Here is a 21182-nt window from a genome sequence, read left to right as displayed (position 1 = left end):
AAAAGCTGCCTTTCGGCAGCTTTTATATCTTCAAATATGATCTTAACGATCCATCCAATTTGGACCAAGAAGTTCAATTAGTTTTTTATTGTATTTCTCAGCTTCTGCATCATTTTTCAAACGGGTGTGAATCTGATAAAGAATCTCCATGATTCCTGTATCGTCAGGGCGAATTTCAAGAGCTTTTTCAAAATACTTTACAGCATCTGCATAGTATCCATTTGCCTCTTCACCCATGGACTGAGATCTTTTCTCCCACTCTTCATCAGAAAGACTGTTCAACTCACTCAAAACCTCACGAGCTCTTTCAATCAAAAGCGCGGCAGTATAATAGTTTCCTTCATAGAAATTCGGATCGATTTCGACAGATTTTTTGTAGTCCGCCAAAGCACCGTCTATATCACCAGATTGCTCTTTCAAATAACCTGATCTCAATAGCAAGGAAGTGTTTTCAGGATCATTTGCCAAAGCCTCTTTAATTTGGGCCATTGCTTCATCCATCTTATTCAACTGAAGTAACAATTGAATTTCATACTCTGCCAATACTTTATCAGAAGGATATTCTTCTTTAGCTCTCATTACGATATCATAAGCACCTTCTGGGTTCTTTTGCTCCGTAGAAAGAATCTGCACTAGGAAGTAATAAGCATTCAACTTATTATATCCAGGAACATCCAACAAAGTCATGAAATGTTTCTTAGCATCTTCAAATCTTCCCAGATCATTAGCCAAGAAACCAGCGTTGTAATGGATAGTTGTATCCTTTGGGTCTACCATTCCGGCCAAGTTGAAAAACTCATATGCCATTTCAAAATCGTCTACATTATACTGAGCAATGGCTTTGTCAAAAGACACATTTTTCAATTTGTTAATAGAGTTAGGTCTCAAGTTATCAGGAGCACCTGGGATATCTTCCTCCCAGATATCCTTTCCAACGCCATTTTCTTTATCTTCTCCACCCATTTTGAAAGCTTCCATGAAGGTGTCGAATGAAGAATTTCCTTTTTCTAGGGTCTCCATGGTATTGGAAGAATCTGAAGAAAACATTCCCAAATAAATCTGAGCCTTCAATAGTGTGGTTTCAGGATCAGACCCAGTCTCTGGATCTTGCAATGCAGCTTCGATTTCACTAAGGGCAGTAGCATAATCTCCACTTTTGAGGTTTTTCTCAGCAGATCTAACTACTTTTTTTTGTCCAAAGGCTAAGGTTGTCGCACCAACCAAGACCATTGATAGAATTAGCTTTTTCATTATTAGCGTTTATCTTATTAAGGTTGATTATTCTTGATTATCAGAGGCGTTTTCATCCCCCTCCGCATTATTTTCCGCAATTTGTGAAGATTCTGGATTTTCTTCTTCCTCTTCAACGGAGATTTTTTCTACTGAAGAAATTTCATCTCCTTCTGAGATTTTGATCAGTCTAACTCCTTGAGTTGCTCTTCCCATAATTCTCAGGTCGGAAACAGAAATCCGAATCGTAATGCCTGACTTATTTATAATCATCAAGTCATCTGAATCGACGACTTCTTTGATCGCTACCAAAGAACCTGTTTTATCCGTAGTGTTCATGGCTTTTACTCCTTTTCCACCCCGATTAGTAATTCGATACTCTTCCAAGTAGGAACGTTTTCCATACCCTTTTTCAGACACCACCAACAAGGTTGCATTTTCTTCAGAGGCACATACCATGCCAACGACATAGTCATTCACATTATTTAAGGTTATGGCCTTAACACCTGTTGCTGTACGACCCATTGGACGAACAGCAGACTCATGAAAATGAATCGCACGACCTGATTTAGCAGCAATTACAATGTGCTGGTCACCATTGGTCATATCAACATTTACCAACTGATCATCCTCCCGAATATTCAAAGCAATAATCCCGTTGGATCGAGGTCTACTATACTGTTCTAGAGTGGTCTTTTTGATAATTCCATTCTTAGTAACCATTACCAGGAAATGATTATTGATGTAATCTTCATCATTCAAATCATTCACCTGGATAATTGCTCTGATTTTATCATCAGATGCAATATTGATGAGGTTTTGGATAGGTCTTCCCTTGGAAGTCTTACTACCTTCTGGAATGGCATAAGTCTTCAACCAGAATAATTTACCTTGATCAGTAAAAATCAACAGGTAATTATGAGTAGAGGCAGTGAATAAATATTCGGTAAAATCATCCTCTTTGGTGCTTACTCCTCTCGAGCCTACTCCTCCACGGCCCTGTGTTCTATATTCTGTTAAAGCAGTTCGCTTTACATAACCTTGATGGGAAACAGTGATAATGACTTCCTCGTTCGGAATCATATCCTCATAGCTGAAGTCCTCCGCGTTATGCTCGATTTCTGTGCGGCGATCATCCCCATACCGTTCCTTCATTTCCAAAAGCTCGGTTTTGATGATATCCATCCGCTTGTCTTCATTGGCAAGGATTTCCTTCAGCTCTTCAATCAAAGCCATAATCTCCTTGTATTCCTGCACGATTTTCTCCCGCTCCATTCCGGTCAATCGCTGCAATCGCATATCCAAAATAGCTCGTGCCTGAATTTCGGATAACTCAAATCGCTCGATCAAACCGTTTCTTGCAGTTTCAGGATCAGCAGAATTTCTTATCAACTCAATAACTTCATCAAGATTATCCAATGCAATCAAATAACCTTGAAGGATGTGTGCACGCTTTTCAGCTTCTTTTAATTCATATTGAGTTCTGCGAACAACTACTTCATGCCGATGATTGACATAATGCAGAATAAGATCCTTTAAATTTAATGTTTGAGGTCTTCCTTTAACAAGCGCTACGTTATTTACTGAGAATGAGGTCTGTAGCTGAGTATGCTTATAAAGGTTATTAAGGACTACATTAGATATCGCATCTCGCTTCAGCTCATAAACAATCCGCATTCCCGAACGGTCAGATTCATCTCGAATGGCTGCAATCCCATCAATTTTCTTCTCATTGATCAGGGAAGCAGTCTTTTCGACCATGCTTGCCTTATTGACCATGTATGGGATTTCGGTGATAACGATCATCTCCTTATTCCCATTATCCTTAGTTTCTATATGGGCTTTCCCTCTTACTACGATTCGACCTCGTCCTGTTTCAAAGGCTGCTTTGACTCCGTTGTAACCATAAATAATACCACCAGTAGGAAAATCCGGAGCTGTTATGTGCTCCATCAACTCAGGAATTGTGATATCCCTGTTGTCAATGTATGCAACAATACCATTGATGACTTCAGTTATATTGTGAGGTGCCATATTTGTGGCCATACCCACTGCAATGCCTGAGGCACCATTTAGCAATAAAGCCGGAACTTTAGCCGGTAAAACAACGGGTTCCTTTAAGGAGTCATCAAAGTTAAATTGAAAATCAACCGTATCTTTATTGATGTCTACCAATAACTCCTCCGCAATCCGCTTCAGCCTAGCTTCTGTATAACGCATGGCAGCCGGATTGTCACCATCAATGGATCCAAAGTTACCCTGTCCGTCAACTAACTGATAGCGAAGAGACCAAGGCTGGGCCATTCTAACCATGGTGTCGTAAACAGCGGAGTCACCATGTGGGTGATATTTACCCAATACTTCACCGACAATTCTGGCTGATTTTTTATAAGGTTTATTATGCAAAACACCCAACTCCTGCATTCCATAAAGGATTCTTCGGTGTACGGGCTTTAGTCCATCTCGGACATCCGGAAGTGCTCTTGAAACAATAACCGACATCGAATAATCGATGTAGGCTCCACGCATTTCCTCCTCAATGTTAATAGGAATAATATTCTCGTTTTCTCCTTGGGCCATATAAAGCTATTTCACAGGGTAGTTTAAGGTCGCAAGATAGTAAAAAGGCCCTGCTTTTGAAAAGAGAAATGTAAAGTCTCGGCACTAAATCTGAATCAATACCACTGTCCAATCTTTCGGTCCTGAAGCTTGAAAATCGAACTGCCTCGATATTCGATTCCATTGTGCATGTGCTTCATGACAACCCCGCATCCTTGGATTTTACAGCGCTTTGTTCCTGGAATTCGAATAGCAAGTCCCAATTGCATTGAATACAAGCGTTGGTCAAGCTCCTGAAATTCAGAAAAGTCCGATGCAGAATAGGTAAAGGAACGTAAATCCACATTTCCTTTTAAAAACAACTTGGTGTACTCAGAAAAATCTCGCTCAAGCCGTAATCCAAAACCCAAATAAGGATCCGCAACAGCCAGTCTAGGGGTATAGGAACCGTTTTGAGTTAAAGCCGGATCAACAAATTTTTTAAGCGTCAAATTTCCATATTCGGCTTCCAAAATTACCCTCCAAGGATAAATTTGCCGGACACGCTGCCGGAGTTCAGACTGCATATACAAGTTTGCAGAAGCATAGCGCCTATATCTCCATTGCAAGTATTTAGCACGTTTACTAGAATCCCAAAGAATCAAGCCCAAAGTCCCGTAAAATTTACTCGCTTGATAAGAAGCTCCTTCGAAAGGAAACTCAAAGTTTCCTCCACGCATCGGGCTTATGTTTCCGGATTCAATTCCATACCCACCTCCAATGGTTAGAATATTAAATAAATTGATCCGTACACCTGCATTAAACAAAGGGAAAACCCAGTCCCCTCCTTTCATGGTCAATGGATTCTCTTCAGAAATATCTAATGGTTCGTCAAAATTTTGATATTGAAACAAAGGGTATAAATCAGGATTGGGTGAGAAAAAGTTGGTTCGGAATTCCTGATATCCAGCTCCTGTAGAAACTTCTAAAGAAAACTGCTCCAAAATATTCCGATATGCATTTCCGATAGAAGATTCACTTTTTGGATTCTTTGCCTTTCGGGTAATCCCAAAAATATCTTCCTCTTGTGAAAAAGACGTTGAAACTATACAAAAGGAAAAGGTTAGAAGGAAAAGTCTCTTGAAAATCATCATTTCTTAAAACGGAATTGAAGTTTAATTAGTGTGGAAATATAAAAAAAGCCTCCGATTGGAGGCTTTATAATCTAAAATTTCGTCAGCTTATTTTCCGTCTTCAGAAATAGTTTCAGACTCTCCGTCTTCTTGGGCATTCTCTTTCAATTCTGCAATTAGATTATCAAGCTTCTCTTTCATAGAAGGATCTTCCTTCAAAGCGCCTAACACTTTGTTATAAACAGAAACAGAAATCACATCGCTATCTGTAATCAAGCCAGTTTTATAATCAACAACACTTTGCTGAAGACCTCCTTGAAAGTCCAAAATAGCCTGGTAAGCCGTTTTTTCCTCTTCAGTAACATTTGCTTCTGTCATTTTTGCATCATCTCCCCAAGCCGCTTTGATTTCATTATATCTAGCACCTCCGTCAATTACCTCGTTATTAAGAATCATATTTCGAAGTTCCTCTGTTTTTTGTTCTACATACTGAGAAGTCATTACTTCTACAGTAGCATATTGAGTCAATTCTTCATCGGTAACTGGTCCTTCTGTAGCTTCTTGAGCATAAGAAATCATCCCAAAAAAGGATAAAAAGAAGGCGGAGAGCAATAGTTTTTTCATCATGATTAGTTTGTTTGGTTCCTTACAAGATTGCAAAAAATAGAACCCACGCTAAAAAATCAAGAATTTCAGGCTTATTTTGGAAATTTTATGACAAGCGGTAGAAGGTTGAAATTCAGATGGCTTTTAAATCAGCGATGGTTTTAACCGGATCCATAGAATTAAAAACAAAACTTCCCGCCACCAAAATATCAGCCCCCATTTCCTTTAATCGAGGCGCATTTTCAAGGTTTACCCCTCCATCTACTTCGATTAGAGTTTTTGACCCTTTTGACAAAATAAGGTCTTTTAACCTGGCAATCTTATGGTAGGTATTTTCAATGAATTTCTGACCACCAAATCCAGGATTAACAGACATGAGGCAAACAATATCTATATCCTGAATAATATCTCCTAATCCTGAAACAGGCGTATGTGGATTCAAGGTCACTCCCGTTTTTGCACCTAGAGATCTGATTGTTTGCAGGCTACGATGCAAATGAGAACAAGCTTCCAAATGAACTGAAATGACAGAAGCACCTGCATTTCGAAAAGCCTCCAAATACAGGTCAGGGTTTACCACCATCAAATGAACATCCAAAGGCTTTTTGGAATGTCTGTAAATAGCTTCGGTAACTGGAATACCAAATGAAATATTGGGAACGAATACTCCATCCATAATGTCCACATGAATGTAATCAGCCTCTGAACGATTCAGCATTTCAACTTCAGATTGAAGGTTTGCAAAATCTGCGGCAAGAATAGAAGGAGCTACTTGGATGGACATGTTTTTTAAATTCAAAAATATTGGATGAAAATTCTGATAAGTTAATGGCGAATTAGTTTGCGATACTTTAATTCAACTTGATCCTGAAGCTGAATCAAATATAAGCCTGAAGGAATCCCTTCCAAAGAAATTTCAAAGGGGTTTTTATTGTTAAATCGTTCCAATTCTTTCGTTCGAATAACTCTTCCGCTTAGATCAATCAATGTAAAATTAGACTTTAATCCCGATCCAAAATTTATTTTTAATTCATTTCCAATAAGCGGATTAGGGTAAACATTCCATGGTTGTTCTTCTGTTTTTTCCTCCACACTCAAGATTTCTCCAAAATAAGCTTTGTAGAAATCGGGAATCCCGTACCCAAAGGTGTTATCAGGGTTATCAAATTGCGTAGCACTTCTTAGCAATTCATCGATTAATTCTTCTCGAGTCCACTCGGGTTTTGCTTGCCAAAGACCAGCAGCCAAGGCTGCAACTTGCGGAGCTGTAAAGGATGTTCCATATCCTAGTCCAACATTACCATTAATTCGGATTATGGGGAGTCCATTCCCAAATGCAACCAGATCAGGTTTTAATCTTCCATCTCCCGTTGGGCCACGGGAACTTGAATTTACAACTGTTAAATCTTGGTTCACCGAACCAATGGCCAAAACATCAGGAGAGTCAGAAGGAGCTGTTAAGCTTGGCTCATTTGGCCCATAATTTCCCACGCTACTTATAACCAATATCCCTTTGGCTGATGCAAGATTTGCCGCTTGGGTAATGATGGTTGTTTGTCCGTCCAATTCCCCAAATGAATAATTCATAGAAGGATCATCAAAATCAAAATATCCCACGGAACTATTGATGATATCCACGCCTATAGAATCAGCATATTCGGCTGCCCGGAGCCAGTTGTATTCTTCAATTTGGTATTCAGTAGCTAATTCTTCTGTGATCGCCAAAAAATACTCGGCATTCGGTGCGCCGGAAACAAAGGTTCCTTCCTCATAAGCGCCAATAAGAGACAATACATTGGTTCCATGAGGATGATCAGTAAAAACATTGGAACTCCATGGTCTCACAAAATCCTTCTGATCGATAATTTGACCATTTCTTATCAAATGTGAAAAAGCATTAATCGTGTTGACTCCAGGAAATCCCACATCAAACACCGCAATAATTATTCCCTCTCCTTTGAAACCTTCTTCATGCATTTTGTCAATTCCGAGTAGTGAATTCTGAAAGTCCGTGGGCAACTCTTCATTAGCCAAGGTTCGAGCAGGTGCATTATCGAGGGGTAAAAATTTTCGAATCTTGGTTTCATAACCCTGAGATTGCATCCGATCATTGGGTCTAGGAATAAATCCCTTTGCTACTTTTTCTATATGATCTACAAATGGCAATTGCTCAAGAATGGAAATCGTCTCCAAATCGGCAACAATCAAAGAGGCATTCATCCATTTGGAATGATACAATAGGTAGTCTGTATGCTTTTCAACTTCCTGAATATATTTTGGAGAAACTGGCAAATCGGTACTGTCTATAGATATACCTTCCCTGATTCGGCGTTGAAGTGCTTTTTGAGTTAAAAAATCCTCCGGCTTATCTAAGCTAAATTCTGTTCCTGCTTTATTTTTATAAAAAACCGCATATCGGTCCTGAGCCAACACCAGATGGCTGCAAAATAAAAAAAACAATAAAAAAGTAAGGTAGAATTTATTCATTTCCCGATCGTATTAATCTCATATGTACAAATTTCCCGGAATCTATCAATTGATCTCCCAAACAATCATTTCTTGAACAATAGGTTAATACTTCGTAATAACGTTCAATCAAACCCACATTTTCTTCAAATACATCATACCGCTTGTCACGGAAGGTGATTAGATCATCAGCTTCTTCTTGAATCACTTTCAGCCTTACATTTTCTGAAGAAATTGGGGTTTCTAGCTCGATCTGAAAATCATCCCGAACAGCATCGCGAAAACGGTTTCCATCCCACATAAGTCCGTCTTGAATAGGAAAAGCTAAAACCACGATCGGGGAATTATTTAGATTCATAATAAGATTTTGACCCCGAACAACTAAGGTATATTCTGTTTCAAAAGTCCAGGATTCCTGATCAGAAGACCAATCTCGCTGCACAATAAACACCTGCTCTCCAGCATCATCCACATAGACAGTTCGAATCAAATCCCGGTAATAGAAACTACGATCCTCAAAGTCATTTTCTCCAAAATAAATCCGCTCATCAACTTCATAGATCCAATAATTCCCTATCAAAAAAGGAAAAAAACTAAATCCGGAATTAGAGTTAGGAACTTCTATTTCCCTGTCACAGGAAAAGAATATAGGCGAAAGGAAAAATAAAACTGCTAGAAATCGCTTCATATATACTAAACGCTTAAAATTACGCTTTTTCTACAAAAAAAGACAGTTACCAAAAATGGATAGCCTAAAAGCACTGGTTATAAAATAATGAATGAGTAACTTCGCTTAAAATTCCTTGACATGGCTTTAAGTACTTTCGTAAAAATAAGTGGAGTAACCAATCTCAGTGATGCACGCTATAGTTCCGGTATGTATGTAGATGTAATCGGATTCAATCTGGATGAAAATTCAGATAAGTTTGTATCTCCCAATTTGTTCCTAGAAATCACTGGATGGGTTTCAGGTTGCGAATTTTGTGCTGAGTTTAAAGATGATCCTACTTCTATTGTTTCTCAAAAACTAGAAAAGTACCCTACAGTAACCTGGATTCAGCACAACCACTTGAACACGCTTTTAGACTTTGCAGGTAAAGGGTATCAACTTGTATTCGAAGCTCCTTTAAAAGAAGTCAAACACATCGAAGAAGCTGTTGCAGAAAAAATTCAGGAGAATCATATCCATCTTCTAATTACAACAGATTCTTCAACCCTCGATGGAGATCAGATGAAATCCTTAGCACTACTTGCCAAAAAAGCTAAAGTCATCCTAGCCGGCGGAATTACACCATTTAACGTCAAAAGCTTACTAAGTGATTTGAAATTATTTGGAATTGCTTTAGAGGGTGGCGAGGAAATCAAGCCTGGACTTAAAGACTACGATGAACTTGCCGAAATACTGGAAGAGCTCGAGGTAGATGAATAAGACCACGTAAACAAAGCTCTACTCCCAAAGATCACCTAATTCATATGGGCTATGTCCTTGTGTGAAAAAAGTACCATCTACAAATCGGTGATTAATCCCAATGTCCCGCAATTCCATCAGGTCATGCGCATCTAATTCTAAATCAGCAGCCTTAAGATTATCAAGTATTCGACTTTGGTTGACTGATTTTGGAATTACAACAACTTCCCGAGCAACAGACCACGCAATCAAAACCTGACCTGCTGATACACCATGTTTTTTGGCAATTTCCAATACCACAGGATTTGTCAAAAGTTTTGGATCCTGGCTATGTTTTTCAGAGCGAGAATCTGGAGAACCTAAAGGACTGTAGGCTGTAAGCAGGATTTGATGATGTCTACAAAACTCCACCAACTTCTCTTGGGGAAGAAAAGGATGCATTTCGATTTGATTCATTTCCGGAACCTCTTCCTTCATTTTTATTAGCTCCATCAGTTTGGTGCTGTTAAAATTGGAAACCCCGATATGCTTGGTTTTTTTATTGGCTTTTTGCTCCTGCATAGCAGACCAAGTTTGGGTTAGAGGCACATCTTCATAGGTGTAAAACTCCTCTCGATGAGATGCAAAACTAACTCCATGCTTAAATGAAATAGGCCAATGGATGAGATACAAATCCAAATAATCTAATCCCAAATCCTCCAATGATTTATCCAAAGCAGGTCCCACATCTTCCATCCTATGTGAATCATTCCAAAGTTTTGAAGTCAAAAAAACATCGGATCGCTTTACGATTCCGCCTGCAATAGCTTCAGCCAATCCCTGCCCCACTTCTTTTTCATTCCCATAAATTGCTGCACAATCAATGTGACGGTAGCCTGCTTCCAAGGCCCAGTAAACAGCTTGTTTTACCTCGCCGGGTTTACTTTTCCAAGTACCAAGGCCAACAATTGGCATTTTATCACCATTTCTAAACACTACATTTTTCATATAATAATTACTATGGGGTTTACTACTTCAAATAAACAATTCAAACGCAAAAGGTCAATCAATAGCCCTCTTAATACTAATGAAAATCGATACAAAAGGTTTATTTCTGGATAGAAATTGAAGAAAAAGTAGACCAATAGTCTTCTGCTTCTTCAAGACTAATTTCTCCATCAAATACAATGAGTCGATAGTAAAGAGTATAGGTTTTTCCAGACTCAATTCGCCAAGATTGGTTTCGGGTTGGAGTAAAATTTATAAACACGTTTTCTCTACCATCATTCGAATCTGAAGGCCAAACCCGAAGTGGCTCTGGATGCGAAAAGTTTCCAGGATAACTTAGAATCAATATTCCAGATTTTTCCTCGGGGCTATTTGTAGATCCAGAAACCATGATCCATCGGGCACTTGTCCCATCAACTTCATCCCACGTTTTTCCTTCTGAAGACAAAATCACACTATTCGTTGGATTCCAATTTTGACGAGCACGAAATGCAATCCCTCCTCCATAGCGATAGGCCTCGAAAAGAATGAAATGTTCTAATTGATTGGTAAAAGTTGAATGATAATCCACTAAATACCTCTTTTTTGATATTGGCTCTACCCGAATCTTTAAATCCTCAACTAAACTAGGTTGCTTGGGAAAAGATCCAGTTAAATCAAAATGATGTTGCCTCACACTAAATTCAGCACCTGAAGCATCCGCTTTTTGTCCCAATACCTCAGCAAACTCCACTCTTCCTTTTTGATCACCCAAATTCCAAAAATCAACTTCTCTATCCTGAATCTTAACCTTCGTCCAAGGTCCCCAAATTCCGTAATGATGGTAATGGTCTGAAGGCTGAACCCGAGTCAAAACCTCCCCGCTTATGGTCTTTAAAGGATGAATAAAGCCTGATTTTGAGAAAGAAGCTGGAACTCCTGCCGGAACAGCCATTTTACTTTTTTGATAAGTCAAGACCAGTTGCTCATTGATAAAAAAATTAACGGCAGAATCTAATTCAATTAACCGAACCGATTGAGCCTTTACCAGGAATGGAAGCAAATTGAAAAGAATCAAGATTTTAATTTTTTTGAATCGCATGGGTTTTTGTAGAAATTGTAAAAAAGATTCTCTGAAACTTAAGCTATTAAACTTTGAAAATAATCAGAACTATAAAGAAAACAGCTTGGCCCTGCTTTTTAGGGATAGCACTTCTAGTTAGTACTCAGAACTCCTATTCACAAGACTTACCTGAGATCACCTTGGATCAAGCTTGGCTGGAAAAAATCCAACAATTAGCTCCTGAGAAATCAAGATTCCCGTTTTCTAAAAAGAAAAAGGTTTTGGTTTTTTCCCTCCATACTGGTTTTGAGCATTGGGTGATCCCTCATACTGAAGAAATGATCCGAATTTTAGGAGAAAAATCAGGGGTCTTTGAAGTTATGGGAAGCAAGGATATCCAAAATTTCGAACTTGAAAACCTCCAAAAGTTTGATGCGGTGGTACTCAATAATACCTGTTCAAAACCAGAGCACCGAAATCTATTTTGGGATCAATTGAGCCTTACCTCATCAGCCGACTCGGTTGAGCTAATGAATAAAGCTTTGTCTTTGGAAAAAAATCTTATTCAATATGTAAAATCAGGAGGAGGATTGATGGTCTTGCATGGAGGAATTACTACTCAAAACAAATCCAATGCGTTCAGCGAATTGGTTGGTGGAAGTTTTGATTACCATCCCCCGCAGCAAGAATTCACGGTTTGGGTTGAAGACCCGAACCACCCGCTTACAAAAGCATTCCCTTCTGAAGGTTTCCGGCATATTGATGAACCTTACTTTTACATGAATGCCTATGAAAAACTGAACTTCAGGCCCTTATTGTATTTCAAGAATGAGGAAATCCAAGGCAAAAGAAAAGGAACTGGAATACATCCCAAAACCTATGCAGCTTGGATCAGATCAGAGGGAAAGGGAAAAGTGTTTTATGCCTCGCCTTCGCACAATTCCCAAAGTTTTGAAAATCCGGCCTTGCTTCAATTTTTTCTGGATGCAATACAATACGTCATAGGTGATGTATCCTGCGATGATTCTCCTTTAGGAAATCAATGAGTGGGCATGAAAGAGAGATTTACAGCTTCTGCAGCGAGTCTACCTGATGTCATTGCTGCATTGATTGAGCCGTTTAACAAATAATCTCCTGCAAGAAAGACATGGTCAGAAACCTTGCATTCGGTAGCTGGAATTGAATATTTCAAATCATCGACATAAGGTAAGGCATACTGAATCGGATAACTTTTAATGAATTTAAAGTAATCCGGTTTGATCCCAGACAATTCACTGAGTTCCTTTTGTACTTCCTTTACAAGGTCTTTTTCATCCAAATCCGACTCCAGTACCGTTACTGATAACAAAGCTCTTCCATCTTTACTGTAGGCAGGGGATACATCATCCATGAAGACGAGATTATTAATCAAATGATCACCCACTAACAATCCAATCATCGGCCTTGCCAGGAAGGATTTTTGAAGGGAAAAATACAAGTTTATCACTGACCTTGGCGCTGAAAACTGCCCTTGAAGTTGCCTCATCACTCGATCAGGTTGTACAGCGATAATGATTCGATCAGCTTCTAACTTTTCCCCACTTTCAAGCGTAATTGTTGTTCCTTCAACTTCAGCAACTGGATGATTGAAAAAGATTTGGGTTGAGCTCAATTGCTCCCGGATCATGGCAGGGATTTCACCCATTCCTTTTTCCGGAACTGCAGCATGACCTTTGGCAAACATCTTAAATACAAACTCAAACATTCGGGATGATGTATTTAAATGCTTCTCAAGGAAAATTCCACGAAAGAAAGGTTTGAAGAAATTATGAATTACCTGATCTGAAAAACCATAATTCTTCAGGTATTGATGGGTAGGAATACTTTCAGCGCTAAATATCTCCTCAAAGCTTTTCTGCTTCAAATCTTGTGTCAGGGTGAACATCTTCACCTTATCCATAAAAGTCCCCACTTTTGAAAATGCCATACTCACCACCTTCAATGGGTTACGCATCGGATCGGAAATAATATAGGATTCCTTTCCTGCAAAAATCACCGCTCCGGGATCAAAGGTCTTCAAATGCAAGGCTTGGAAATCCAAATATTTTTTTGCCTCAGGATAAGCCGTATTCAATACTTGAAAGCCATGGTCCAATGAAAACCCATCCACTTCATCAGTTTTCATCCTGCCTCCTATTCGATCCGATGCCTCTAAAATAATTGGACGAAATCCGGATTTTTCTAATTCCAGGGCAGCAATAAGACCTGATAGGCCCGCTCCGATAATGTAAATCTTTTCTTCTCTCATCATTTGCTGGGTAAAAATGCTGAAAACTTTTTTCCTTTAAAGGATATCTTCAATCTTGATAACTTATGCGAAAGTAAAGAGTTTGTAGAAATTCAATAAATCCACCAATGGTCAAAACCAATCCGGATCATTTTCTTAAAATCACAAAAAAATTAAAAATGAATTTACGAATTATACTGGCTTTCTTTTTGCCATTTAGCCTCACGCAAGTTTCTGCACAAACCTATTTCCCAGAAAAAGAAAACTGGAAACAAAAGTCACCTGAAGAACTCAATCTAAATCCTGAAAAAATCCAGGAGGCCATAGACTTTGCTATTGCTCATGAGAGTAATGCGAATCCAAATTTAAAAATTGCCCATTACGAAAGCGGATTTGGTAGAGAGCCTTTTGGTTATCCGGTAGGTCCTATGAAAACACGCGGACCTGCGACTGGACTGATTATTTACAAGGGATATGTGGTCGGTCAATGGGGAGATCCTAATCGAGTAGATTTGACCTTTTCAGTGGCTAAAAGTTTTCTGTCAACTACCGCAGGACTTGCCGTTCAGGAAGGATTAATTAAAAGCGAACATGATTTGGTTTATCCCTACATGGCGCCAATTTACCCTTATCAACCTGAAAGGTTGATGATGAATAAAGCAGATAACTTTGAGCAAGATGATGTGTTTGATTTATTCGGGACCGAGCATAACCGAAAAATCACTTGGGATCATTTATTACGACAAACTTCCGATTGGGAAGGAAGTCTTTGGGGAAAACCTGACTGGGCAGACCGTCCAGCGGAGGGAGTTGCTCAAAAGAGAGCAAGACCGCAAAATGAACCCGGAAGCAAGTATGAATACAACGATACAAGAGTCAATGTATTAGCTCTTGCGCTTTTGAATATTTGGCGTAAACCCCTACCCATTGTACTGAAGGAAAAAATCATGGACCCCATCGGAGCTAGTGATACTTGGAGATGGACCGGATATGAAAACTCCTTTGTGGTATTGGATGGACAAATTGTTCAATCTGTAAGTGGGGGATCTCATTGGGGAGGAGGAATGATGCTGTCTGCATGGGATCAAGCACGATTTGGCTACCTCACTTTACGCAATGGAAATTGGAATGGAAAGCAGCTCATTTCTGAGGATTGGATCAAAAAATCTAAAACTCCTACCCCTGCCAATCCCGGCTATGGATTTATGAATTATTTCTTGAATCAGGATAAAGAACAAGTACCCGCTGCACCAGAATCCGCCTTTTTACATATTGGAGCTGGTACAAATATGATTTATGTAGATCAGGAAAACGATTTGGTGGTAGTAGCAAGATGGATTCCTAATGGAGATAAAGCAGAACTTATACGTTTAATCTTAGAAAGTATCCAATAATTTTCGCCAGTGATGATTGCTCCTACTCCCAGTCCACCCTACTACGCAGTAATTTTTACGAATTATTTATCTGAAAATCAAGATGGATACCATGAAATGGCAGAACGGATGGTAGAATTAGCTGAGAAGCAATCTGGATACTTGGGCCATGAGAGCGTCCGCAACCAAATGGGAATTACAATCAGCTATTGGAAAGATCTTGAATCAATTAAAAAATGGAAAGAAGTAAGCGAACATCAACTCGCTCAAAAACTAGGAAAAGATGCATGGTACCAATCTTTCAAAACCCGGATTTGTTTGGTGGAAAAAGACTACGGTTTTGAGCGGTAGAATTAAAAAGCATAGCCAAAACTTATTCCTACAGCCAAAGGCCAAAAGAACTCTCCCGTAAATACGGGAGTTAAGGAAGCCCTAAACAAAAAGCCACCGTCCACAGGCTCACGGCGATAGCCAAATACCATGGTTCCTACAAAACCATCCCCTACGGTTCGGGAGTCTCCTACTGTAAAATTATTAGCCTTATCAGCTCCACGTAGATAAGTTGCCCCCATACCCATTTCAAAGTATTTTCCTTCCTTTCCCAATAAGTAATTCAAACCTACCGGAATGGTCATCAATGAACTTCCATCTATAGCGAAATACGAAATCCCTGCTTTATACCCTAAACCATCAAAACGATTTGCAAATCGTTGATCATAGTTGAAAGAATAGGTTATACCATTTCCAAACAGTTCCACATATACCCCCCGACCTTTTTCTCTTTCTGGTGATTGAGCTTGAATGGCAACTTGGAACCCCAGAAAAATCAAAAAAAACAATAAATACTTTTTCATAAACTCTCCCTAAAAAGCATACCCTAATCCAACTCCGGCATATAAAGGCCAAAATCCATTATTGTTGAAAATCGGATTCAAACTGATTTTCCACATAAAACCACCATCAACGGGTATTCTTCGATAGCCAAAATTCATCGTCCCCATCACACTTGGAGAGCCATCTACATCCAAAATAAAGGAGTAGTCATTACCTCCATAATTGCTGCATACATATTGACCGGTATTTTGATCAAAATACCCATCTATGCAATAGTAATCCTCGCTACTATCATTGAATCCAAAAAAGGTAAACCCAAAACCCATCTCAAAATAATGTGGACCTTTGCCATAGAGTCGGTTGGCCATGATAGGTATTGAGAAAAAAGATTCTCCTCCGGAGACTGCATATCCACTCGCTCCAAGACGAAGTCCCCAAGAGTCCATTTTTTCCTTATTAAATCGGAAATCATAATTAAAACTATATGGAAGCCCGGGACCACCTATTTCGACAAAAATAGATTGGGTGGGCAATTTTTCAATATCCTGCGCAGTCAGCGAATGAACTAAGAACAAAGAAAAAGCGAAGAAGATAATTTTTTTCATAAAACACTTTTTAGCCGAAACGGAAACTAGAATAGAAAGGATACTTCCAACTAACAAAAATTCAAATAATTGTTAAAGATTTAGAATTCCTCTAAAACTGGGAATAATTCATTTAATTTAGTAGTAAGTGAATGAAAATGAGGAATAAAAAATTCTTTTCCTTACTTCTGCTAATCGGAGGTTATTTTATACTCCTAGTAGGCCAATCTTGTGTACAGGAACAGTTGCCTGATTTATATAGCCGCTGTCCTGGTGCTCGAGAGGCAAATGCCACTGATATTCAGGTTAAATACCTTCCCTATAAAAATGACCGCTTCTCTACGGATGCAGATACCGTCCCCTTAAATGAATTTGAATTAGTCGTTGAATTGGATCTAGAGTTACTCAGTGATAATTCTTCAGCTTTCTCCCCTTTGGGTGCTGCTTATGCCCTCACTTGCCTTCCTCTTTATAATTTCACTAATATTTCAAACATTGCCGTGACCTTGACCAAACCTTTGGGCAACCTACAGGCAGGTTCGGATATTTCTTACCTATTTGAAAATCGAGATCAAATTCCACTTTCTGAAATTCGAGATTTTAGCAAATTTGAAAACCTATTTAGTTTAAAATTTTCTGGTCAATTAGAGAATAATTCTCAGATACATACACGGACTTATTTATTTCTTAAAGACGGAAGACAGCTTATTTTTGAATCAAGTTCCCCCGTCCTTACTACAAACTAGACTATGCTTCGAAAAATCTTTCTTGTGCTTTTCGCCTTGGCTATGGTTTTAGCCATCGTTTACATTTTGGGCCCACAGGTTGAAAAACAAGACCTTCAAGTCCACTATCCAGAAGTCCCTACCCGTGTCAGTGAATTGATAGACTATGTCAACACAAGAGAAGATAGTGTCATCGGCTTAAAAGAAGGAAATGAGGCATACATTCAGTGGGCTGACGAATTGAATCCCCGAAAAACCCCTTATTCAATTGTATATATCCATGGTTTTGGAGCAAGCCCCATGGAGGGTGATCCTGTTCATCGTTTTCTAGCAGAACATTTTGGGGCCAATCTGTATGTCACCCGCCTCCCAGAACATGGAATCCGAAGAGACAATGGAATGGAATACCTATCTGCCCAAGCTTTGGTGGATGCTGCTGGAGAAGCCTATGAAATTGGAAAAAGCTTAGGAGATGAAGTCATTGTAGTAGGAACTTCCATGGGAGGAGCCTTAACCCTTGTCCTTGCTTCCCAGCAACCAGATATCAAAGCAGTGGTTGTGTATTCTCCTGCTATTCGAGATAATGGAGAGCGACTTGGAGGATTTTTTAAACCTTGGACCCAATGGATCATGGAAAAAGCCATGATGGAAAACAAGGTGATTCACCAAGATAGAAAAGGAGATAAAGCAGCTTATTGGTCAGAAGATTACCATATGAATGGATATGAAAGCTTAGCGGTGATTCTTTACAGTATGATGAACAAAGAGACCTTTCAAAAAATCAATCAACCCTTTTTCTTGGGCTATTATTATAAAAATGAAAATGAACAGGATCCGGTCGTTTCAGTTCCAAAAATGTTGGAGATGTATCAACAAATAGCCACTCCCGAACAACTAAAACGAGAAAAAGCATTTCCTAATTCCGGAGACCACGTGATCGCTAGTTCGATCACATCAAATGACTGGGAAGGTGTACTTTTTGAAACTATAGATTTTCTGGAAAATGTGGTAGGTATTCCTCCAAGTCCAAAATTCCAACAGCAAGTAGATGAATTGATTAAAGCAGATTCATTGATGCAAGGAAAATAAAAAAGGCCAGCAGAAATAATTCTGCTGGCTTTTTTGGTAGGTTCCAAATCAAATAAACCGGTTTAATAAGTTTTCGTAATATTCTTGCTTACCACTGATTTGAGCAGGTTCTCCGACTTCAGCTGCATAATTTCTCAAGTCTTCCAAATTCAGTTTGCCACTCTCGAAATCTTTCCCTTTACCTGCATCAAAACTAGCATAACGCTGCTTTCTTCGCTCGAGGTAATCTGACTTTTCCAAAATATCACTGGCGATTAGCATCCCCCTTGCAAAAGCATCCATGCTTCCAATATGAGCCAAGAAAAGATCATCCGGATCGGTTGAGTTTCTTCTGATTTTTGCATCAAAGTTAACTCCTCCTCCTTGAAGACCTCCAGAGGTCAAAAGCACCAACATGGCCTCTGTCAACTCCTGCAGGTTCATGGCGAATTGATCGGTATCCCATCCATTTTGATAGTCGCCACGGTTTGCATCAATACTTCCGAGAAGACCTGCATCTGCTGCTACTTGCAACTCATGTTGGAAGGTGTGGCCGGCTAGGGTGGCATGATTGACCTCAATATTTAATTTAAAATCTTTATCCAAGCCATAGTGTCTCAAGAAACCAATCACTGTAGCTGCATCATAATCGTATTGGTGCTTGGTGGGCTCCATTGGTTTGGGTTCGATGAAGAATGTTCCTTTAAATCCATTCTTACGCGCATAATCCCGAGCCATTGTAAGGAACTGTGCCAAATGCTCCACTTCACGATTCATATCGGTATTGAGCAAAGACATATAACCTTCTCGCCCACCCCAGAATACATAATTTTCACCTGACAATTTAATCGTCGCATCCAAGGCATTTTTTACCTGAGCTCCTGCCCATGCAACCACTTCAAAATTCGGATTCGTTGAAGCCCCATTCATATAGCGCGGGTTACTGAACACATTGGCTGTACCCCAAAGTAATTTGACTCCCGTTTCTTTTTGTTTTTCAAGAGCATAATCGGTAATTATCTCCATCCGCTTTTCATATTCGGATAAAGATGATCCTTCATCAATTAAATCCACATCATGGAAACAATAGTAAGGGGCGCCAATTTTGGTGATAAATTCAAAAGCAGCGTCCATCTTATCCTTGGCACGTTGGATGGGGTCAGGATTAGCATCCCAAGGATGCATGATCGTTCCTGGGCCGAAAGGATCGGCTCCAGTACCACAGAAGGAATGCCAGTATGCGATCGCAAACTTGAAATGCTCCTTCATGGTCTTTCCACCAATTATCCGATTTTCATCATAATACCGAAAAGCTAGTGGATTATCACTCTGAGGGCCTTCATAGCCAATTTTTCCAATTTCAGGGAAATACCGTTTAGACATATGAGTTATTTTAGGTTTGAGTTTATTTTCGAATTATACGTTCATTTTTTGAATTTCCTGAAGGCAATTTTTCCAACGGGAGAATAATTCTGCATAGGGTTCAAAGAAATTTTCATTGGGCTCATAGGTTTCCAACAACTTCAACCCTTCAAAAGCCTCAGATTCATTGGAAAATATTCCAGCTCCAATTCCTGCCCCTCTTGCGGCACCTTGCGCGCCATCTGTATCATACAGTTTCAATTCCACTTTGTTCATATGAATAAAGGTTTTTCTGAAAATGGGGCTCAAAAACATATTTGCATGACCGGCTTTGACCGTCTGAAGGTCTAAGCCCATATCTTTCATAATGTTGAATCCAAAGGTTAATGCTGCTACTATTCCTTCTTGAGCGGCTCGAATCATATGGCCTTTGTCATGTTTAAGCAAATCCAACCCAATCATGTGAGCACCTATTTGCTTGTTTTGAAGGATTCGCTCAGCACCATTTCCAAAGGGGATAAAAAGCAATCCCTCAGCTCCAATCCCTGCTGAGGCAGCAAAATTATTCATCTCATCATATTCAATACGAGCTGCTCCCATGAGACGCTTAATCCAACTATTCAAAATTCCTGTTCCATTCACACAAAGTAATACGCCGTAAGAAGGAGCGTTTTTTTGGTGATTGACATGAACAAAGGTGTTTACACGGGAAAGGGGATCAAAAAGTGGCGTGTCACAAACACCGTAAACTGTACCTGATGTACCGGCAGTAGTTGCCAATTCACCTGGCTTCAAAACTTGCAAAGAGAAAGCATTATTCGGTTGATCTCCCGCCCTATATGAAACAGGAACGCCAGCTTCAATTCCGGTTAATTTAGAGGCTTCTGAAGTTACCTTTCCCTGTAAAGAGAAGGAAGGAACAACTTCTGGAATCCATTCCTTTCGGATTTGATAATCGTTCAAAACCTGCTCGCTGATCCCGTTTTTCTGAAAATCCCAGAAAATCCCTTCAGAAAGACCTGTTTCTGAAGTAAAGATTTCACCCGTCAGCTTCATGGCGATGAAATCACCCGGAAGCATTATTTTATGAATCCTTGAGAGCAAATCAGGCTCATTCTCAATCACCCATCGCAATTTGGAAGCTGTAAAATTTCCAGGAGAATTCAACAGGTTATTCAGACAATACTCCTCGCCTAACCGTTGAAAAGCCTTATCCCCGATCTCCACTGCCCTACTGTCGCACCAGATTATAGAAGAGCGAAGCACCTGTTGATTTTCATCCACAAGGACCAAACCATGCATTTGGTAAGCAATACCAATACCCTTCAGTTCACCCTTTTGGACTCCGGCTTGGTTAAGAACGTAACGGGAAGCTTGTTGAACATATTCCCACCACATTTCTGGGTCTTGTTCTGCCCAACCTGTTTGGGGTGAAGCTATTGGCATTTCCTGACTTGGAAAAGCCTTAGACACCAAAGCTGAACCAGAATCTGCATCCAATAAGGAAGCTTTGACCGAGGAGCTTCCAATATCAAGTCCTAATAATAAGCTTCGCATGAT

General features: G+C 39.5%; 20 protein-coding genes. 6 read left to right on the top strand and 14 right to left on the bottom strand.

Translation table 11 applies throughout. The annotated features are described in order from the left end of the window. Window positions 1–42: 42 nt before the first annotated feature. The 7 genes from HWE15_RS07160 to HWE15_RS07130 form a co-directional block, all read right to left on the bottom strand. A complete protein-coding gene (locus HWE15_RS07160) occupies window positions 43–1251 on the bottom strand; it encodes a tetratricopeptide repeat protein (protein WP_290506832.1) in 1209 nt (402 codons plus the stop codon). Window positions 1252–1278: 27 nt separating this feature from the next. Next, on the bottom strand, window positions 1279–3810 hold the full coding sequence (gene gyrA / locus HWE15_RS07155; protein ID WP_290506831.1) for a DNA gyrase subunit A: 2532 nt from the start codon (window positions 3808–3810) through the stop codon (window positions 1279–1281). Window positions 3811–3905: 95 nt separating this feature from the next. Beyond that, complete coding sequence (locus tag HWE15_RS07150) at window positions 3906–4922, bottom strand: hypothetical protein (RefSeq protein ID WP_290506830.1); 1017 nt, start codon at window positions 4920–4922, stop codon at window positions 3906–3908. 87 nt (window positions 4923–5009) lie between these two features. Continuing rightward, window positions 5010–5528 carry a hypothetical protein gene (locus HWE15_RS07145; RefSeq protein WP_290506829.1) on the bottom strand — a complete coding sequence of 173 codons (519 nt, stop codon included), beginning with the start codon at window positions 5526–5528 and terminating at the stop codon, window positions 5010–5012. Window positions 5529–5640: 112 nt separating this feature from the next. Continuing rightward, a complete protein-coding gene (rpe, locus tag HWE15_RS07140) occupies window positions 5641–6291 on the bottom strand; it encodes a ribulose-phosphate 3-epimerase (protein ID WP_290506828.1) in 651 nt (216 codons plus the stop codon). Between the two features lie 41 nt (window positions 6292–6332). Continuing rightward, entirely contained in the window at window positions 6333–7994 is a 1662-nt protein-coding gene (locus tag HWE15_RS07135) for a S8 family serine peptidase (protein WP_290506827.1), read from the bottom strand. Continuing rightward, window positions 7987–8661 carry a hypothetical protein gene (locus tag HWE15_RS07130; RefSeq protein ID WP_290506826.1) on the bottom strand — a complete coding sequence of 225 codons (675 nt, stop codon included), beginning with the start codon at window positions 8659–8661 and terminating at the stop codon, window positions 7987–7989. The genes HWE15_RS07135 and HWE15_RS07130 overlap by 8 nt, the downstream gene beginning before the upstream one ends. A 120-nt stretch (window positions 8662–8781) precedes the next feature. On the opposite strand from HWE15_RS07130, the gene HWE15_RS07125 reads away from it, so the two are divergent. After that, on the top strand, window positions 8782–9402 hold the full coding sequence (locus tag HWE15_RS07125; protein WP_290506825.1) for a phosphoribosylanthranilate isomerase: 621 nt from the start codon (window positions 8782–8784) through the stop codon (window positions 9400–9402). A gap of 18 nt (window positions 9403–9420) precedes the next feature. Here the strand turns inward: HWE15_RS07125 and HWE15_RS07120 are convergent, their stop codons facing one another. Both HWE15_RS07120 and HWE15_RS07115 read right to left on the bottom strand, forming a co-directional pair. Beyond that, window positions 9421–10368 (bottom strand): aldo/keto reductase, encoded by a 948-nt coding sequence (locus tag HWE15_RS07120; RefSeq protein ID WP_290506824.1) that lies wholly within the window; start codon window positions 10366–10368, stop codon window positions 9421–9423. Between the two features lie 100 nt (window positions 10369–10468). Then, a complete protein-coding gene (locus HWE15_RS07115; RefSeq protein ID WP_290506823.1) occupies window positions 10469–11449 on the bottom strand; it encodes a PmoA family protein in 981 nt (326 codons plus the stop codon). Window positions 11450–11502: 53 nt separating this feature from the next. On the opposite strand from HWE15_RS07115, the gene HWE15_RS07110 reads away from it, so the two are divergent. After that, window positions 11503–12456, top strand: coding sequence for a ThuA domain-containing protein (locus tag HWE15_RS07110; RefSeq protein WP_290506822.1), 954 nt, complete (start codon window positions 11503–11505; stop codon window positions 12454–12456). On the opposite strand, the gene HWE15_RS07105 is transcribed toward HWE15_RS07110, so the two are convergent. Further along, on the bottom strand, window positions 12450–13697 hold the full coding sequence (locus HWE15_RS07105; protein WP_290506821.1) for an NAD(P)/FAD-dependent oxidoreductase: 1248 nt from the start codon (window positions 13695–13697) through the stop codon (window positions 12450–12452). The genes HWE15_RS07110 and HWE15_RS07105 overlap by 7 nt on opposite strands. A gap of 158 nt (window positions 13698–13855) precedes the next feature. On the opposite strand from HWE15_RS07105, the gene HWE15_RS07100 reads away from it, so the two are divergent. Both HWE15_RS07100 and HWE15_RS07095 read left to right on the top strand, forming a co-directional pair. After that, on the top strand, window positions 13856–15070 hold the full coding sequence (locus HWE15_RS07100) for a serine hydrolase (protein ID WP_290506820.1): 1215 nt from the start codon (window positions 13856–13858) through the stop codon (window positions 15068–15070). Window positions 15071–15082: 12 nt separating this feature from the next. Then, on the top strand, window positions 15083–15400 hold the full coding sequence (locus HWE15_RS07095; RefSeq protein ID WP_290506819.1) for an antibiotic biosynthesis monooxygenase: 318 nt from the start codon (window positions 15083–15085) through the stop codon (window positions 15398–15400). A gap of 2 nt (window positions 15401–15402) precedes the next feature. On the opposite strand, the gene HWE15_RS07090 is transcribed toward HWE15_RS07095, so the two are convergent. Together HWE15_RS07090 and HWE15_RS07085 are read right to left on the bottom strand one after the other, a co-directional pair. Then, entirely contained in the window at window positions 15403–15903 is a 501-nt protein-coding gene (locus HWE15_RS07090; RefSeq protein ID WP_290506818.1) for a hypothetical protein, read from the bottom strand. A gap of 9 nt (window positions 15904–15912) precedes the next feature. Continuing rightward, window positions 15913–16488: a hypothetical protein gene (locus HWE15_RS07085; protein ID WP_290506817.1), complete on the bottom strand. Its 576-nt coding sequence runs from the start codon at window positions 16486–16488 to the stop codon at window positions 15913–15915. A 137-nt stretch (window positions 16489–16625) separates the two neighbouring features. Between HWE15_RS07085 and HWE15_RS07080 the strand changes: the two genes are divergently transcribed. Together HWE15_RS07080 and HWE15_RS07075 are read left to right on the top strand one after the other, a co-directional pair. Further along, a complete protein-coding gene (locus HWE15_RS07080) occupies window positions 16626–17213 on the top strand; it encodes a hypothetical protein (protein WP_290506816.1) in 588 nt (195 codons plus the stop codon). A gap of 3 nt (window positions 17214–17216) precedes the next feature. Continuing rightward, on the top strand, window positions 17217–18281 hold the full coding sequence (locus tag HWE15_RS07075; protein WP_290506815.1) for an alpha/beta fold hydrolase: 1065 nt from the start codon (window positions 17217–17219) through the stop codon (window positions 18279–18281). Window positions 18282–18329: 48 nt separating this feature from the next. Here the strand turns inward: HWE15_RS07075 and xylA are convergent, their stop codons facing one another. Both xylA and HWE15_RS07065 read right to left on the bottom strand, forming a co-directional pair. Beyond that, window positions 18330–19643, bottom strand: a complete 1314-nt coding sequence (xylA, locus tag HWE15_RS07070; protein ID WP_290506814.1) for a xylose isomerase — start codon at window positions 19641–19643, stop codon at window positions 18330–18332. 33 nt (window positions 19644–19676) lie between these two features. Further along, entirely contained in the window at window positions 19677–21179 is a 1503-nt protein-coding gene (locus HWE15_RS07065; protein WP_290506813.1) for an FGGY family carbohydrate kinase, read from the bottom strand. Between the last annotated feature and the right edge of the window lie 3 nt (window positions 21180–21182).

Source organism: Algoriphagus sp. (assembly GCF_013373065.1).
GTDB lineage: Bacteria > Bacteroidota > Bacteroidia > Cytophagales > Cyclobacteriaceae > Algoriphagus.
The sequence above is the reverse complement of the archived record's forward strand: the minus strand, read 5'-3'. Positions and strand labels throughout refer to the sequence as shown.